We start from the raw sequence: 2,442 nt of genomic DNA, 5'->3' as shown, positions 1-2,442 counted from the left end.
CTCTGTAATCGCTGCTTCAGCTTCAGCTACTAGTGCAGCTAGTGCCGCGTCGTATGCAACTGTGTCAGTTACAGCAACAGATGCATCTGTTTGCAACGATGTTGCAGAATCAAGAACTTGTTGGTAATCAGAGCTTTGAGTAACTAACGCTTTTGCAGCAGTTACATAACCTTGTGATTTAACGAAAATAGAAGCCGCTTTAGCTGTTAAATCAGCTGTAGTAGCTTCATTTTTTAGTAATGTAACAGCACTTACAAATGCAGCTGCGTTATCAGCTGTAAGAGCATCGCCACCCATTGCTTGAACATCTGCAAGTGAGCTTTGAGCTGTTTCAATGCTCATCTCTAATGCAGTAAGTGCAGTTTGAGAAGCAGTAACTTCTACTGTTAAAGCAGCTGCTAGAGCTGTATAAAAGTCATCTCCAACTGTACATTCTTCGCCAGTACAACCAATTACTTCTAGTGCTTTTTTAATTTTCACTGCAGCGGCTGCAAGACCAGCATCAGTTGCTGCACCATTTTTAACAGCTTTATCTTTAGCAGCTTTTGCTTTTTTGGCAATACCTACTGAATTAGCGGCAAACGCATCAATTTGTGCCTGTGTTGCGCTAGGGTTGTTAGCAGTGAATGCCGCTTTTAAAGCGTCTTCAATTGCAGTTTCATCGCCCGTTGCTATAGCAACAAAAATATTTGCAGTGTTTGTAATAGCTGTTTGTAACATTGTAGCTATTGCAGCAATACCAGCATCAGTATTACCTTTAAACTGGCCTGATTTAATACCAGCTTTAATGCTGCTCATTACATCACCAATTGAAGGTAAACCTTGAATTGAAGATGAAAGCTGTGCAATTGCTAAAATACCGTCAGTAAGTTCTTCTTCGCCATCAACATCACTTAAATCTACAGCGCCGCCGTTAGATAAATCACCAATAATAGCTGCAAGTAAAAGTGCAGCGTCTTGACCCATTACTTGTACAACAGTATCTAAGCTTGCTTTAGCAATTGCGTCTTCATCTACACTTGAACCTGAGTCAAGAAGAAGAGCCGCCACTAACGATGTTAAGAAAGTAACATTAGCTTTATAAAAACCTGCAACATTAGGACCGCCAGCAGCACCGCTTGCACCAGATGTATCTGCTTCAACAGCTGGAATAAATTTAACAACTGAAAGCTCTAGGTCAGTTTTGTACCATTCGCCAAACTCAATCGCAGTATCGCCATCATTTACGTCATCTTCTTCTGGCGCTACATCGTAATCGCCACAACCTACGTAAGCATCACAACGTAAAAAGCTATCATCGCCTTCTGCAGACGTTTTAACAGTAATGTAAACTGGTCCAGTAAAGTCATCATCTAAGTAGATGCTATAACGGCCGCTTTCATCAGTTAATACTTCAGGGTTAGCAGCAATTTTACTTGCTTCTACTGCAGCATCAGCAGCACTTTGTGATAATGCTTCTTCAGAAAAAGACTCAGCCTCTGCTGAAGCAGCTGAGCGAAACGCAACAGGAACGCTTTGACCAGATGCATCTAAAGTCATTACAGTTACTACTGCACTTTTCATTGAACCTTTAACAGCTTTACCTGTTACTTCAATGTTGAACTGTGCATCACCTGTTGCAGTAAAAGATTCTACAGGTGTAACAGGAATGTTTCTGTCATTGTCCGAACCACATGCTGTTAAGCCTAATGTAAGTGCAACTGAAGCTGCAATAGGTGTAAATTTGATCGTACGCTTTACCATTTATTTCTCCTTGATAGCCTGGAATGAGTATCAGAAATTAGTTTAGTTGATAGTGGCTTGTGTAAGCTTTTATGTTTGAAAAGCATTAAAAAAGTACACAATCATAACCTTTGTTACCAGAACATTAAAAATACCATTAAGCTATATAGTTATGCTACATATTTATACGTTTTATAGAAGTATTTATCTTTATTCTATGAGCTACTTCTTTATCAGCATCTCTATTATTCAACAACCTATAGACACTCATAAAGAACCAGCACATATTGATACAATATATTCACTTTATTAAATGAATATTACATACAATTTAGTTTGTTAATTATATTCTTCAAGTAAATGCGATGGATGAGAGCTAAAAAAGAGGATAATTCGAAAAATTAATAAAAAAGGATTGTTTATATGGAGGGTTAGTTGAATGTACTTTAGCTAAGCAAACGTTTATAAAACTTGTTTACTCAACTAAAGTAAATGTTTAGTTGCGTGTAACTGGGTCAGTTATTAGTAAGGGACTCTTACAACCCCTTCCATTAATACCCGTGCACTTCGGCTCATACTTGCTTTGGTAACTAGCCAGTTGCCTGCATTATTTTTAGCCTCTGCACCTACTTTTAGCGTGCCCGACGGATGACCAAAGTTAACTTCACTTAATGCGCCGCCACCAGCGGCTATATTTACGAGTGTGCCTTCAATTGCTGC

General features: G+C 38.9%; 1 protein-coding gene and 1 pseudogene. Both read right to left on the bottom strand.

Going from position 1 to position 2,442, the window contains the following annotated elements; all coding sequences use genetic code 11:
• Positions 1-1,743 (bottom strand): annotated as a pseudogene (locus L654_RS0100010) (hypothetical protein); the annotation flags it as partial.
• Positions 1,744-2,244: 501 nt separating this feature from the next.
• Positions 2,245-2,442 (bottom strand): PrpF domain-containing protein (locus tag L654_RS01000000125270; RefSeq protein ID WP_033027520.1); only part of this gene is annotated, 198 nt, incomplete at its 5' end.

Origin of the sequence: Pseudoalteromonas sp. TAB23, assembly GCF_000498075.1 — a bacterium.
GTDB lineage: Bacteria > Pseudomonadota > Gammaproteobacteria > Enterobacterales > Alteromonadaceae > Pseudoalteromonas > Pseudoalteromonas arctica.
The sequence above is the reverse complement of the archived record's forward strand: the minus strand, read 5'-3'. Positions and strand labels throughout refer to the sequence as shown.